Genomic DNA, 14454 nt, shown 5'->3' on the forward strand with positions numbered 1-14454 from the left:
TCGCGGCTACTGCCGGGTAAGGCCGGACAGCAGAGGACGGTCGGTCTCCGTGGGAGGACCGACGTGACCCGTGGGTCAGGGCCGGTTGCCCCGTTGCCACGCGGGCGACTCCGGACGAGGCTCTTGGTACACACGGTGCCGGAGGGACCGGCAGACCGCGGGTGGCCGTCACAGGAGGCGATGACCATGAAGCGGATACAGGCGGTCAGGCGCCCCCGGCCTCCGCGGCGACCAGAACCCCCCGACCTTCGGACGCCCTCTGGGAGACCGCTTCCCTACTGAAGGGCGAGCGGCCGCCGCCCAACGCCGTGGCCGCATCGGACTCACCGTGTGCGACGCAGCTGACCAGGGCGTTGCTGACGGTCTGCGCAGCGGAGTCCGAGCTCCGGGCCTCGGCATCCATGACGAGGCGAGTCGAAACCTCGGCGCGCCTGCCGACCATCCGGCTCGTCACCCTCTGCGCGTGAGCAGTGTCGGGTACGGTCCGACGACGATGTGGCGCGCTGTGTCAGGCAGGGACACGCTGGAAAGGCGGAGAGGATCGAAGAGATCCGTCGTGACGCGTGCCGTCGAACGCGGGCAGAACGACGGCGGCGCGGTCACTCCGGGAGGCAGGCATGATGAGTGAACCCCGCGTCCATCCAGTGGTGGTGGGTTTGGATCCCGATCCTGCCCGGCGGATGGCGCTGGCCTGGGCCGCCGACGAGGCACACCGCCGACGTCTGCCGCTGCTCCTGGTGCACGCCCAGGGCGTGCCGACCGGCGGGTACCGGCTGACAGAGCTCAGGCCATCGTGGGAGCGGTGGAACGAGACCCTGCACACGGCCGGCGAACACACGCTGGAGCTGGTGACCGCGTTCGTCGCCGACCGTCACCCGGACGTCGAGGTGTCGAACGTCCTCGCGGAGGGCGACGCTGCCTGGGTGCTGCGCGGGCAGGCGGAGGAGGCTGCGGCGGTCGTGCTCGGCTCTTCGCACCTGACGCCCGCGCGGGAACTCTTCGGCTCCGCGGCCGTGGCCCTGCCCGTGGTCGCCCATGTCCATTGTCCGGTGGCGGTCGTGCGGGAGGCGGAGCACGCAACCCAGCAGCCGCCGTACTTCGTGGTCGGCGTGGACGGCAGCCCAGTCTCGGGGGCTGCCGTGGACTACGCGTTCGAGGAGGCGGACCTGCGGGGCGCGGTGCTGCGGGCCCTGTATGTGTGGCATCGGCCGCTCCTGGGTGTGTTGGACGGGGCGGCGGCTGTGCAGGAGTGCCGCAGGATCCTCTCGGAGACGGTGGCCGGCCGCACGGCCACCCATCCGAACGTGGAGGTGCACCACGAGGTGGTGTACGGCCACCCGGTGCAGGTCCTGACGGAGGCATCCGCGCATGCGCCGGGTCTGGTGGTGGGGACGCGGGGGCACGGCGGTTTCACCGGCATGCTGCTCGGTTCCGTGAGCCGAGGGGTGCTGCATCACGCTCAGTGCCCGGTCATCGTCGTTCCGCATCCGAGCCGCTGACCCGGTGGGAGGACACACCCGCCACGCAGGGCATCGGTCACCCGGACCGGCACCGCACAGCGGTCACCCCTCCACGCCACGGCAACGCGGCGGCACCCGCCTTGCCGGAGACCACCACGAAGCCGGCATCGCGTGTCCCTGCGTCGTCAGGGCTCACAGACGACCCGAGACGGGGCCATGCCGACGATCATCCCGGGGTGGAAGGCCTGCGAACGGCACAGGGATGGGGCCGAGCAGACTGGCTCGGCCCCACTCACTTGCGGTCGGGGCGTCAGGTCCGGCGCTTGGCCATCTGCCCGAGCGCTCCCGTGGTGGCGGCGAAGACGACAGCGAGGCCGCCGACCACGGCGTTGCTGACGATCTCCGCGGCCGGGTGCGAACTCCGGGCGCCGGACACCACGAACGGGGCGACGATGGTCCACACCCCGATGCCGGCCGCCGCCCAGCTCATCGCGTGCGTACGCTCGTAGGCGGAACCGAAGCCGCCGCCCATGAAGAACGCGTACGCGAGCCCGGCGATCAGGTTGGTGACGGCAAGGGTCGGCAGGGTGGCGTCGAAGCCGACGATCCATGCCGATGCCGCCAGGTACAGACCGGCCAGCAGGCCGAGTCCCTCACAGATCTGCGCTGTCACCGTCGTGGTCGCCCGCTCGGAGCGGGCCCGCAGCGCAAGGATGTCCGGGTGTTCCTCGATACCCGGGAATGTGCGTTCGGCCATGTCAGACACCTCCCGTGTCGTTCCGAACCCACCGCGCCCATGTCACATGGGGCAGATCAGGGGTCAACTCCCTTCTTATCTCCTGCATATATCGTGTGCCGCCCCATGCCCGTTGTCGTGGGCCGAACGGCCCTGCCTCCATGAGCGATCCACGCCAGTGTGCCGGCCACCCGCTCCTGCCGGCCGAGGGGCGGTGCGTGCCGATGGGGCCGAAGGTCCCCAGGCCGGGTACGCGCGGACTCTGGCCGGCCTCCGAGCCGGTGGGGATAGTGAAATCACCCTGCGAAGAAAGGATGGAACCCGCCATGGCGACGTCATCGCCCGAGAGCGTCTTCGCCGGGATGGACGACACCCCGGCGAGTGGGGCGATGTGCTCAGCCGCCGCCCCAGCCGGACCTCGGACCAGAAACGGCTCGCCATGCGCTCCCCCAAGCCCCGGCGTAGGGGCGGCTCGACCACCAGGCACTCACCCCAGCGGCAGACGGCATCCGGCAGGACATCTCCGTACACCCGTTCTCGTCGACGGGCTTGCCCGGCGAGACACTGGTGGCCACCGCATACCTGGACAACGACCTGTCGGTGGTGGGCGGAACGCCGTCCCGTCGGCCGCGGCGCATCTGGCCAACCGAACGGTTCCCTACTGCCCCCACCGCTGCTCATCCGCCCTGTGCTCGCCGCCCCTCCGCACGAACTCGCCCGTGGCGCGGCGCACCCCGCAGAAAAGGGTCGACAACATGCGTTCCGCACCCGTTGAACAAGTCCCCTCCCACGGCACCGACGACGGGACGCCGTGGCCCCGACGAGCCTGCTGCTGCGCGGCCCCGCCGATGGTGAAGGTCCTCCTGCCGACGGGCGACCACCGCACGGTCGACCTGTTCCTGTGTGGCCATCACTACCGAGCGTCCCTCGGCCCCCTGGCACTCGCTGACGCCAGCGTCGTCTTCCGCGAGCGGCCCACGGTCCTCTCGCTCGACGGGCACCGATAGCCGCCATTTCGTCCGCAGCGCGTACGAGCAGCCGAGCACCGCGGCCCATCAGCAGCGTTCGTCCTGTCCGAGGTCTCTCTCCGTCAGACCGGGCGGCCCAGTTCGGTGGAGATCTTCGCGAGTTGGTCCAGGCGGCGCTCCAGGGCGGGGTGGGTGGAGAACAGGTTCGCCACGGCTGCCCTCGGGCCGAGGGCCGGGGTGAAGAAGAAGGCGTTGAAGGCCTGCGCGGTGCGCAGGTCCTGAGTGGGGATGCGGGCGATGTCGCCCGTGAGCTTGGTCAGCGCCGACGCCAGCGAGGAGGGGCGGCCGGTGAGCAGGGCGGCGGCCCGGTCGGCGGCCAGTTCGCGGTAGCGGGACAGGGCGCGGATGAGCAGGAAGCTGAGCGCGTAGACGAGGGCGGAGACCGCCATAACGGCCAGCAGCAGCGCTGCGGTGTTCTGGTCGCGGCGACCGCGTCCGCCGAACAGCTGGGAGTAGAAGGCGAAGCGGACCATGAGCCCGGCGATCACGCCCAGGAACGAGGCGATGGTGATCACGGCGACGTCGCGGTGCGCGACGTGGGACAGCTCGTGGGCGAGGACACCTTCCAGTTCATCCGGCTCCAGGCGGCGCAGCAGCCCGGTGGTCACGCATACGACGGCGTGGTCGGCGTTGCGGCCGGTGGCGAACGCGTTGGGAAGGTCCAGGGAGGAGAGGGCCACCTGCGGCTTGGCCATGTCCGCGGTGGTACACAGTCGGTCGATGACCCCGTGCAGGTGGGGCTCTTCCTCGGGGGTGACGATGCGTCCACGCATGGCGAACAGGGCGATCCGGTCGGAGAACCAGTACTGGGCGGCCAGCAGTCCGGCGGCGATGACCACCACCAGCGCCCATGACTTCAGCAGCACGATCAGCACCGCCACGAACGCCACGTACAGCAGGCCGAGCAGGAACAGCGTCAGGCCCATGCGGGCACTGAGCTGCCGGTCAGGAGCAAAGCGACTGCGCACGGTCATCACTCCGGGATCAGGCCCTCGTCGGCCAGCAGTTCCTGCATCTGGTGCATGTGGCGTCGGCTGGTGCCCTCGTCGGGCAGGATGAGATCCAACGGCGCCCGCGCGTCGTCCGGCAACGGGGTGCCCAGATCTCGTACGGCGTCCAGCAGCGCATGGAACCCGGCCACGCACTCCTCGTCGTCCCCGGACGCGGCGGCCGACCGCAGCGCGGCGTCCAGCTCGCTCAGCCTGCCCACGTGAGCATCGGGTACCTCGTACGGCCCCTCGCCGAGAATTCGCATGATCACGACGGTGCCTCCTCCGCCCTCCGAACGGCTCCGAGTGGCTCGGCGAGAGTGCCTCAGCCCCAACCTCCAGGCTCCGCCGACGCCAACGTCTCCGCACGGGTCCCAAGGGCCCTGACCAGGGCCCGAACGTCCCGCGTTCTTGGTCCGGGCGGGCGCCCCGCCTGAGTGCGCGGCCCGTCCGAGCCACCCCGCCGTTCCAAACGGATGCACAAGCCTGTCAGGGGTCGGCTTTGGGAGGCGTCCCCTTCCGTCCGGGGCGGGGAGCGGGTGCTGCGGGCACGTGGTCGGTCCGGTGGGTGGCGGGCTTCCTGGTGACGGAGACGCGGCGCGGCGCGATGGTGTCGCCGGTGGGGTGGGCGCTCGGGGGCTGGGTGCCCAGGAGGCCGTAGACGACTGTGGCGTCAAGGGTTTCGTGCTTGAGGAGCAGATCGGCGAGTTCGTCGAGCTGTGTGCGGTGCCGGGTGAGCAGGTCGGTGGCGTGGTGTTCGGCCTCGCGCAGCAGGCGGGCGACCTCGCCGTCGATGGCGGCCTGGGTGGCCTCCGCGAAGGGGCGGCTGGACATGGCGGCCCCGCCCCTGCCCAGGAACACCGACCCGCCCTGCGGGTAGCCGACGGGGCCGAGTTCGGGCGACAGGCCGAACTCTCGGACCATCTTCGTCGCCAGCTCGGTGGCTGACGCGAGGTCATTGGCCGCGCCCGTGGAGCCCTGGCCGAGGACCACCAGTTCGGCGGCGCGTCCGCCGAGCCGTACGGCCAGGCTCTGGGTGAGATAATCCTCGCCGTACAAGTGCCGCTCCACTAGCGGGAGTTGCTCAGTCACGCCGAGGGCCTGACCGGCAGGCAGGATGGTGACCTTGGCCACCGGGTCCGCGCTCGGCGACAGCGCGGCAACCAACGCGTGCCCGGCCTCGTGGACGGCGACGGCTTCCTTCTCCGCGGGCAGCAGCACGTTCGAGCCCTCGCGGCGGCCGAGCAGAATCCGGTCGCGGGCCGTGTCGAAGTCGCCGTCCGTCAACTCCTCGCGGTCCTGCCGTACGGCGACGATGGCGGCCTCGTTGGCCAGGTTGGCCAGGTCCGCGCCGGAGAAGCCGGGCGTGCCGCGCGCCACCTTGTCCAGGTCGACGTCCTTGCCCAGGCGCTTGTCCTGGCAGTGCACGGCCAGGATCGCGGCGCGTTCGGCGAGGGTGGGCAGCGGGATGGTGACCTGCCGGTCGAGGCGCCCCGGGCGCAGCAGAGCCGGATCCAGCACCTCGGGCCGGTTGGTGGCGGCCAGCACGACGATGCCCTCGGCGGCCTCGAACCCGTCCATCTCGGCCAGGAGCTGGTTCAGCGTCTGCTCCCGCTCGTCGTTGGACACGACCGCGCCCGCCGCCCCGCGGCGACCACCGAGCGCGTCGATCTCATCGACGAACACGATGACCGGCGCCCGCTTGCGCGCCTCGGCGAACAGGTCGCGCACCCGGGCGGCACCGACACCGACGAACATCTCCACGAAGCTGGAGCCGACCACCGACAGGAACGGCACCTCCGCCTCTCCGGCGACCGCGCGGGCCAGCAGTGTCTTGCCGGTCCCGGGCGGGCCGACCATCAGCACGCCACGCGGCGCCATGGCCCCGGCGCGGCGATAGCGTTCGGGCCGCCGCAGGAAGTCGACCACTTCGGCGATCTCGGACTTGGCGCCCTCGTACCCGGCGACGTCGGCGAACGTGGTGTCGGGCCGTTCCGCGTCGAACACCTTGACCCGGGACTTGCCGACCCCGCCCAGGGCCCCGGTCATCTGTGCGGCCCCGCCCTTGGACAGTCGCCGCCAGAACCAGACGATCAGGATGATCGGCCCCAGCAGGATGATCCAGGACAGGATCTGGGAGCCGACGGACGGCGAGGTGGACGGCTGGGACGCCGTGACCTCCACCTTCTTCTTCTCCAGCCGGTCCAGGAGCTGGTCGCCGGCCAGTTGGACGGGGACGACGGTGGTGAAGCCGCGCCCGCTGGTGAGCGTGCCGCTCGTCTCCCCATCGGTCTTGATCGTGACGGACTTGACCCTGCCCGCGTCGATGTCGGCGAGGAACGTCGAGTACGTCAGGTTCTCCTTCTGCGTCCCGGTGGACTGGATCCCGGGCAATGCCGTCCACAGGCCGACGGCGAGAAGGATCGCCAGCGGCCACAGCCAGTGCCTCCAAGCGGGCGGGGGCGGCGGCGCGGTCGGCGTGGGCCGGTCCCCGGGAGGCGGCGGCTGAGCCTGCTTGGTCATGGCGTCCTCCGTGCGTGCTCGGGCGGGCCTACCCGGTGGAGGTGGTGTAGCGGGCCGGTTCGACGTCGAACGCGGACGCACAGCGGGCCGAACAGAAGTGGTAGAGCGTCCCGCCCGCTTCGCGCCGCACGGTGGCGCCGTACTTGCTGATGCGCAGGCCGCACACCGGATCCGTGACCGCCTCCGGGCTTCCGTGCCGGTGGTGGTTGTGACGGCGGATGCTCACACCGACCTCCCTTGTCGAGGCAGAGCCTCGCGACGCTGCCGCCGCACGCTCCTTGTGCGTCGTGGCCCGCCGCCTCGCCCTGTGACGACGCCGTCGGCGCGGCAGCACAGAGCGCCGACGGCGCAGGTGCCACGCGCGCGATGGGCGACAGGTCATACGTCCACTGTCACGGTCACGCGCCCCACCCCACAGGGGCCCACCGTCCCCCGGCAGAGGGCTGGCCGGCCCATGCGGCCGCTCGATCCCACGGTCCCTCGCAAAGGAACGTGCACGTCCCCGGCCATAGGGACGGTCGACTGCCGAGGGCCATCCGCAAGCGAGCCGGACAGTCAGACAGGGTGAATGCCCTGAGCGGGGGCGCGGCGGCCGGGACAGCAGGTGGGAAGCACGCCTGATGTCTGCGATGTGATGGGGCATCCCCATCTCACCGTGCCGACGCTCGCGCTGCTGGAGGAGGAACTGCGCTCGCGGCTTGCCGGCTCCGCCCGGGCTGGCAGAGCCGGGCTCGTCCGTGCCGGATACGGCCTCCCGGTCGCCTTCGACCGCGCCGGGCAGGCACGGCCCTGGTGACGGTGCTGCCGTCGCGGAATGGTGTGCCCGCCCAGCTCCGGGAGTCCGACCGCAAAGCGTCCGGCGAGCTGGTCATGCTGTCCCAGCAGGGGCGCCTCGGGGAATACGCCCGTGCAGCCTCGTCGCGTGCGTCAGCGCTGACGAGAGCCTGCTGCGTGCCTGCACCCGGTGCTGGCGGTGTGGGACGGCTCCCCCTCCAACGACCACGACGCAACGGCGCATCCGGTGGCCTTCGCACGCAGCCGCGGCCTCGACGTCGAGGGGCTGTGGCCGCAGGGCGCCGAGCATGCAGGCGTCTGCAGGGAGTTGTCATGCCCGCCGGGCCGTCCCCCAGGGCCCACACGGTGGAGCTAGGCCACGAGGAGTCGCTGAAGCTGCTGGCGAGGGTGCCACTGGGGCGCGTCGGCTTCACCCATCAGGCGCTGCTGGTGATCCGCCCCGTCAATCATGTCGTCGTCGACGGCGAGGTCGTCATCCGCACGCACGCCGGAGCGGCCCTGCTGGGCAGCGCGGCCGCGTCCGAAGTCGTGGTGTACGAGGCTGACCAGATCGCCCCGGACACCCGCACCGGGTGGAGCGTGATGGTCACCGGCCGGGCGAGCCGGGTGACCGACCCGGCGGCGCTCTTCCACTACCAGGCCCAGCTCACGCCCTGGGTAGACATGGACGTGGAACACGTGGTTCGGATCCTCGCGGAGGCCGTGACCGGGTACCGACTGGTGCGCTGAGGGCTTCCCACCCATATGCGCTCAGGACCACGCGCAGGAGTGACTGCACGGATGCCGAACACCTCACCGTGTCAGGTAAGTTGGCACGCGATATCGCCAACTCCGCTGGATGCGATGAAAAGCGAGGTATGCCCCCGCTGCTGACCCGGCCGGTCGACGTCTTCGCAGTCACCGACCGCCCGGAGGCCTCGCCCGACCCCTCTCCCGACACGGCCGCCTGGCAAGACACGGCTTCACCGCGTCAGAGGTGTCCCAGCACGCAACCGCCGCGCGATCCGATCGGCCCAGCCGTCGATCTGCACCCAGTCGCGATGGTCGCCGTACTCGCCGCCAGCCGCCCTGAACAGCAGATGCCCGAAAAGCGACGTGTGATCGCGCTGGAAGACACCCGCGAACAGCTGGTGCTCCAGCGGATGGATCAGCATGGCGAACTCGGCGATCTCCTTCGGCTCCCGCGCCCCCGTCTGCCACCAACGCCCCACCGTCCGCATCGGCAACCCGGTGCTGAACAGCCACACCGGGCAGGCGGTCAGGGTGCTGGGATGCCGCCGCGCGAAGGCCACCGCCTCCGGCAGCCAGGCGGTGTCGTGGATCGCGCTGCCGAGGACGAAGGCGTCGTACCCTCTCGCCCCGCGCAAGGAGTCAAGGGCATACGCATACGCCGGCAGACCCTGGTCGGTGAGCCGGACGGCGATCCGCTCGGCGATGTCCCGGGTCGATCCATGCCGGGTCGCATAACCCACCAGGACGGTCATATCCCCACCCCCACCCTGGAGTTGAACCGCCGGGGCGCTCTCGCCTGGTGTGACCCGCCACCAGCCGGTGCCAGGGCGGGAAGACGAAAGACACTCGGCCTCTGCACGCCTCGCCAACGGAGCGAGGCCAGAATCCTGGGCACCGCCCACCACTCTAGGGCGGCCCGCCGATGGGGAACAGGGGGCCTGCAAGGCCCCTCAGGCCCCGGCGTTCCCACCCGACCCACATGTGTTCAGCATCCCTGCACCCCTTGGATCAGTATTCCGGCCACGCTCCTCGCGGCAATGGGCCGTTCGGCCCAGCGGTGGAAACCGAGGAGCCCTCGCGCCCGCACCGCCGGCCGCGCCAGGGTGGACAGACCCCTCGGTTCCCGTCCAGGGCTCCGTCCGTCCTGCCCGATCGGAGGTGTGCTCTCATGCCCCGCCCTGTCACCGCCGGGATCGACGGCAGCGCCGCCAGTCTCGCTGCCGCCGCCTGGGCCGCCCGCGAAGCCGAACTCCGCGACACCGCACTCCACCTGGTCGCCGCCTGGCCACCACCCGACGGCGCCTCCCCCGAGACGGCCGACGAGGCCGAGCGCCGCCACTTCGCAGCCCGCTCCCTCGACCTGGCCCGGGACCGGCTGCGCGGCCGCCACCCCCACCTCGACATCCAGGCCCGGCTACTCGGCCTGCCGCCCCATGTGGCCCTCCTGGCCTCCGGACTCGCCGCCGACCTACTGGTGCTCGGCTCACGCGGACTGGGCGGCATATCCGCCCTCCTCCTCGGTTCCACCGGAGTCCACACCGCCGCCCTGGCCGACTTCCCGGTCGCCCTCGTCCGCCCCCTGCCCCACCCCGGCGACCTGCCGGCCGGACCGGTCCTGCTCGCCCTCGACGCCGAGCACCCCGCGCAGGAGGCCGTGATCACTCTCGCCTTCGAGGAGGCGGCGATGCGGGAGGTGCCGCTGCGCGCTCTTTACGCCTGGACGCCGACCGGCCCTGCCCTCCGCACCTACCCGATCACGTCCCGGCCCTACGGTCCCTCGCCCCGTGCCCGTCACGCCGAGAGGCGGCTCACCGAGGTCCTGATGCCCTGGCGACAGAAGTTCCCGGAGGTACGGGTGGAGGAGGTCTGCCTGGAGGACATCCCCGCCGGCGCCGTGACCGCCGCCACCCGTCACGCCGCCCTCGCCGTACTCGGCCACCGCGTACAGCCCGCCGCCGGGCCCCGGCTCGGCCCGGTCGCTCACGCCACCGTACGCGCCGCGGCATGCCCGGTACTCCTCGTGCCCCATGCATGACACCACCGCGGTCTTCCTCACGACCGGCAGCAGGGCGATCCGCCCCGGGCGTCGGCGGCACCTCTGGCGCACGGGCCAGAGACCGGGCGGTCACCAGGTAGCCCCGCTATCGAAGCCCGAAACTCCCCCAAAGACGGTGAGACAAGATGGCACACGCTCACTCCCGGAGCGCATCCGGCCCTTTGGCCCCCGGATCAACGAAGGCGCGTCGTGATGTACGCCGTGCCTGGCTGTGGCTGCTGATGCTGCTCCCGGCCTTCGTCCTGGCGGTGCTCGTGGGCGACTGGCTGCTGAGCCTGCAGGGGTATGACAACAGCGACGAAACCGTGCCCCTTGGTGCGACAGTCCTGGCGGGCGGGCCCGCCTTGCTGGTGCTGGTCGCCCCGGCCATCGCCGCGCTCCTCTACGGCCTTCGCGCGCGCCGGCACGACCAACCCGCCGGTCTGACACCGGCCCTGGTCGGCGGGATCGCGGCCTCGGCTCTGGTCGTCCTGAACGTCATCGCGTTGATCGTCAGCCGGTGAGACAGCGATTCCCCCGGCCGCGACAATGGTGGGCTCCGGCCGGGGAAGCCCGGGGAAGTGGGACAGCAGGTCACCAACTCGTCGGCGAGGTGCACGCTCACGTGCCACGGTGCGCAGAGGAGCAGTCTGCACCGCCTCAGAAGCGCTGAACCGATGGGTAGCAGCTCCGGCTTCCGAGCCCCATCCAGCCCCGCCGGGCCCTGAGTGGCTCTCCCCTCACGCGACCAGCTCCTGACACGCTCGACATTGCTGACCGCTACCAGCTGTCACTCCTGGGAAAGGAGACGGGAGGCGCCGTGCATCACCGCGCGATGTTGCTGGCGGACGACGACGTCACCGCCGTACCCATGGCGGTCGTTGGCACGTCCGTGTCCGCAGGATTGCAGTGGCGCGACCCCTGTCGACGACGTCTACGTTTCGAACGCCGCCGACACGATCCCGTGGCCGGTGAGTGAAATCGCTTCCCCCTCACCCCGATGCGGACCGATGGAATCCGGATGCCCTCGGTCGTGTCACGGTCGCCCGAAGCAAGCGGATGCCGGGCCCGCGGGCCGTACGGGAACCCCCCTCCGACGACCATGTCGCCGCCCGTCGGCCTCACGCGAGCCCGGCACCGGGGCGGGTGAGCCGACCCACCCCCTTTCCCGAGAGGCCGCCGCAGCGGCCTGCGCCGGTCCCCAAACCGACGCCACCCACAAGACCTCCCCACTCCAGCCGCCACCCTGAACAGCCAGGGGACCTGAACGGCGAGGCGACCACTGCTGACCAACCGCATCGCCGCTCATCTCGCGGGCTTGCCTCTCACCCTCGCACCACGGACCACGCCGGAGCAGGGGCCGAACGACTCACCCACAGGACCGACCGGCCCCAACTGGCCGGTGACAACACCAGTTGACGTGCTCGCAGGGCCCGATCCTCCTGTTGAGCAGGTCCTCGAAGCGGCGACCGCGCCGCCGGGACTCTGGGCGGGCTCTGCTGTCAGACAGCGAGTCGCCCGCCGTCGACGGGCAGGACGGCACCGTGGATCATCTTGGCGCCGGGTGACGCGAGGAAGACGATCGCGCGAGCGACGTCCTGCGGCGTGCCTACCTGGTTGGCCGGTGCTTGCGCGGCCGTCGCCTCCAGCATGTCGTCATAGCCCGCCATGCCCTCCGTGCGGGTGGGACCGGGGCTGACAGCGTTGACCCGCACCCCGGCGGAACCGAACTCCGCCGCCCAGGACTTGGTGAGCATCTGCAACGCCGCTTTGCTGGAACCGTAGAGAGAGAACCCGGGGATACCCCGATTGGCCACGATCGTCGTGACGTTGACGATCGCGCCGTCACCACGTTCGGCCATCCTCGGCGCCAGCGCGCCCACCAGCAACAGCGCGGCGCGGACGTTGACCGCCATGACGGTGTCGAACTCATCGGCCTTGACGTCCGCGGTGGCCGCATAGGAGAGCAGGCTGGCATTGTTGACCAGCACATCCACATGCCCACCGGCGAGCTCGAGTGCCTGTTGGGCGAGCCGGAGCACGCTATCGGCATCGGCCAGGTCCGCAGCGACGAAGTGGGCACGACCGCCGTCCTGGGCGATGGCAGCGACCGCGTCCTCCCCACGGGCCCTGTCCCGGCCGGTGATGACGACGCGGGCACCGCAGGCAGCGAACCGCCCCGCCGTCTCGCGCCCGATACCGCTTGTCGAACCGGTGATCAGCACGGTCTGACCGGCGAAGTCCTGGCACATGAAGAACCCTTCTACGAGGTCGACGGGCAACGACGCGACGCGAGCCGCGTCCCGAAAACCCGCCGGAGCGCAAAAAACGAGAGCGAGCCGGTGCAGCCACACCGCGCACCCGCTCCGTGTCGCCGATCCTGCGGCGCCCGCTCTCCCCGTGTCCAAGCCCTGATCCGTATCGAGTTATACGAAACAGGCATACCTGCACGTCGCGGCCTTCCCGTACCGAGCGGCGCCATGGTTCCGCGATACGCTTCCCCTCGTGCCCAAACCGTCGGCGGACCTCGACCTGCGCCTGGTGCGGTACTTCACCGTGCTCGCGCAACATCGGCGGTTCGTCAGCGCCGCCGAAGAGCTGCGCATCACGCAGCCCTCACTGAGCCGGCAGATCAGCAAGCTGGAGACGCAGGTCGGCGCCCGGCTGCTGGAACGAACCGCCCGGGGCAGCCGACTCACCGAAGCGGGCGAAGCGTTCCTGCCCCGCGCCAAGGCGTTGCTCCGCTCGGCCGCTCACGCCACGGCCGCTGCCCGCACAGCGGCACAACCACAGCGCATCACCATCGGCTACACCGCAGACCTGCTCATCACCGCCGCCGTACGCCACATGCGCCACCACCACCCGGACGCCGACGTCCACACCTCGTACCTCAGCTGGGACAGTCCACGCGAGGCACTGCTTGATCACCGTGTCGACGCTGTGGTCACCCGGCTGCCCCTGACCACCGACGGCATGGCGGTCACCACCCTGTACGCCGAGGCCCGCGTGCTGGCGGTCCCCCTCGACCACTACCTGGCCGGTAGAGAATCAGTCACACTCGACGACATCGCTGACGAGCCCCTGCCCCGGGTACCCGACCCGGCATGGAACGCCTACTGGCGCATCGACCCCCGCCCCGACGGACGTCCCGCCCCTGGCGGTCCGCTGGCCCAAGTCGCCGAGGACAAGCTGGAATTCGTCGCTTCGGGACAGGCGGTGGCCATCATGCCGGCCACCGCCCGCCTACGACCCGACATCACCACGATCCCCCTGCACGGCGTCGATCCCGGACACGTCGTGCTGGCCACCCGCGCCGCCGACCCCAACCACTTGCTCGCGGCGTTCCGCAGGTCGGCCCGCACCCACCTCACCGGCCCGGCTCGGCCCCAGCAGCGGCCCGGCCGACCTCGTTCCAGTTCCGGCTCACACGTGGGACGCCTTGATTGACCACGGCACTCCGGCAGGCCGTGCAGCACTCGCCCGCGCGGCCCACGCCCGTGGTCTTCTCCGCATCGCCATGCGCCTGTACCAGGGCGCCGTCGAGGTCGGCGACACCCGTGCTCTGAGACCGGCGGCGGACATCCTGCGCATGGCCGACCAGTCCTGCTGCTGACCAGACGCGGTATGACAGACGAGGCATTGACATGCCATCAGCTTGCTTCCGAGGCGAGTGATTCCGCCCCCTGGGGATGAGCGCCCTGCTGGAGAAGTTGCAGCAGATTGAGGACGCCGATGCCTGGGTCCAACGCAACGTCGTCGACGGCGCGAGGGTCACCACGCAGTGGCTCCCCTGATGCTGCGGGACGACTACGCCTGGCTGCTGCAGAGGCCCACACCGATAGCCGAGGCCCTGGAGGGACTGAGAGCCCATGCTGAAGCTGGTAACACTGGCTCCCTGCCCCTGGCCGCCGATCTGCTGCACGCGGCCGGGCGCATGGACGAGGCGCGAAGACTGAGACGGTACGGGTGGGCGCCGAAGGGATGGATCGCCGAGTTGTGGGAGGCTCCGCCGCCAGGTGAATGAAGGGTCGTCACCGTAACGCGTCAGCTAGAGTCACTGCCCCTAGTAGGGCTTGGTCAGGTTCGTAGTGGTGTGGGTATGTCGCGGTGGCAGGTGGGGCAGGTTCCGGTCCAGGTGGCGAGGAGGGTCTGCAGT

At 70.8% G+C, this 14454-nt stretch carries 14 protein-coding genes; 7 read left to right on the plus strand and 7 right to left on the minus strand.

The genetic code is table 11. The features are described 5' to 3' along the window. The first annotated feature begins 620 nt into the window (after nucleotides 1-620). Nucleotides 621-1499 carry a universal stress protein gene (locus tag PH203_RS42555; RefSeq protein ID WP_289927503.1) on the plus strand — a complete coding sequence of 293 codons (879 nt, stop codon included), beginning with the start codon at nucleotides 621-623 and terminating at the stop codon, nucleotides 1497-1499. Between the two features lie 271 nt (nucleotides 1500-1770). On the opposite strand, the gene PH203_RS42560 is transcribed toward PH203_RS42555, so the two are convergent. Continuing rightward, nucleotides 1771-2217, minus strand: a complete 447-nt coding sequence (locus tag PH203_RS42560; protein WP_289927478.1) for an SPW repeat protein — start codon at nucleotides 2215-2217, stop codon at nucleotides 1771-1773. Between the two features lie 734 nt (nucleotides 2218-2951). On the opposite strand from PH203_RS42560, the gene PH203_RS42565 reads away from it, so the two are divergent. Next, nucleotides 2952-3203, plus strand: coding sequence for a hypothetical protein (locus PH203_RS42565; RefSeq protein WP_289927479.1), 252 nt, complete (start codon nucleotides 2952-2954; stop codon nucleotides 3201-3203). Between the two features lie 83 nt (nucleotides 3204-3286). Here PH203_RS42565 and htpX read toward each other — a convergent pair whose 3' ends face one another. The 4 genes from htpX to PH203_RS42585 all read right to left on the minus strand — a co-directional run bounded on the left by htpX (nucleotide 3287) and on the right by PH203_RS42585 (nucleotide 6962). Continuing rightward, complete coding sequence (gene htpX / locus PH203_RS42570) at nucleotides 3287-4192, minus strand: zinc metalloprotease HtpX (protein WP_289927480.1); 906 nt, start codon at nucleotides 4190-4192, stop codon at nucleotides 3287-3289. A gap of 5 nt (nucleotides 4193-4197) precedes the next feature. Continuing rightward, complete coding sequence (locus PH203_RS42575) at nucleotides 4198-4479, minus strand: hypothetical protein (RefSeq protein WP_289927505.1); 282 nt, start codon at nucleotides 4477-4479, stop codon at nucleotides 4198-4200. Between the two features lie 223 nt (nucleotides 4480-4702). Continuing rightward, the gene (gene ftsH / locus PH203_RS42580) at nucleotides 4703-6736 is read right to left on the minus strand and encodes an ATP-dependent zinc metalloprotease FtsH (RefSeq protein ID WP_289927481.1); all 2034 of its coding nucleotides are present in this window, start codon (nucleotides 6734-6736) and stop codon (nucleotides 4703-4705) included. Between the two features lie 28 nt (nucleotides 6737-6764). Further along, nucleotides 6765-6962, minus strand: a complete 198-nt coding sequence (locus tag PH203_RS42585; RefSeq protein WP_289927482.1) for a YHS domain-containing protein — start codon at nucleotides 6960-6962, stop codon at nucleotides 6765-6767. 378 nt (nucleotides 6963-7340) lie between these two features. Between PH203_RS42585 and PH203_RS42590 the strand changes: the two genes are divergently transcribed. Continuing rightward, nucleotides 7341-7532 (plus strand): hypothetical protein, encoded by a 192-nt coding sequence (locus tag PH203_RS42590; RefSeq protein WP_289927483.1) that lies wholly within the window; start codon nucleotides 7341-7343, stop codon nucleotides 7530-7532. 311 nt (nucleotides 7533-7843) lie between these two features. Further along, nucleotides 7844-8260, plus strand: coding sequence for a pyridoxamine 5'-phosphate oxidase family protein (locus PH203_RS42595; RefSeq protein WP_289927485.1), 417 nt, complete (start codon nucleotides 7844-7846; stop codon nucleotides 8258-8260). A 233-nt stretch (nucleotides 8261-8493) separates the two neighbouring features. Here the strand turns inward: PH203_RS42595 and PH203_RS42600 are convergent, their stop codons facing one another. Continuing rightward, nucleotides 8494-9015 carry a flavodoxin domain-containing protein gene (locus PH203_RS42600; RefSeq protein WP_289927486.1) on the minus strand — a complete coding sequence of 174 codons (522 nt, stop codon included), beginning with the start codon at nucleotides 9013-9015 and terminating at the stop codon, nucleotides 8494-8496. Nucleotides 9016-9431: 416 nt separating this feature from the next. Between PH203_RS42600 and PH203_RS42605 the strand changes: the two genes are divergently transcribed. Together PH203_RS42605 and PH203_RS42610 are read left to right on the plus strand one after the other, a co-directional pair. Beyond that, a complete protein-coding gene (locus PH203_RS42605; RefSeq protein ID WP_289927488.1) occupies nucleotides 9432-10298 on the plus strand; it encodes a universal stress protein in 867 nt (288 codons plus the stop codon). Nucleotides 10299-10480: 182 nt separating this feature from the next. Next, on the plus strand, nucleotides 10481-10822 hold the full coding sequence (locus PH203_RS42610) for a hypothetical protein (RefSeq protein ID WP_289927490.1): 342 nt from the start codon (nucleotides 10481-10483) through the stop codon (nucleotides 10820-10822). A 978-nt stretch (nucleotides 10823-11800) separates the two neighbouring features. On the opposite strand, the gene PH203_RS42615 is transcribed toward PH203_RS42610, so the two are convergent. Then, nucleotides 11801-12580, minus strand: a complete 780-nt coding sequence (locus tag PH203_RS42615) for an SDR family oxidoreductase (protein WP_354671315.1) — start codon at nucleotides 12578-12580, stop codon at nucleotides 11801-11803. Nucleotides 12581-12803: 223 nt separating this feature from the next. On the opposite strand from PH203_RS42615, the gene PH203_RS42620 reads away from it, so the two are divergent. Then, nucleotides 12804-13745, plus strand: coding sequence for a LysR family transcriptional regulator (locus PH203_RS42620; protein WP_289927491.1), 942 nt, complete (start codon nucleotides 12804-12806; stop codon nucleotides 13743-13745). Nucleotides 13746-14454: the final 709 nt, after the last annotated feature.

The sequence above is a fragment of the Streptomyces sp. S.PB5 genome, assembly GCF_030403745.1.
Taxonomy (GTDB): Bacteria; Actinomycetota; Actinomycetes; order Streptomycetales; family Streptomycetaceae; genus Streptomyces.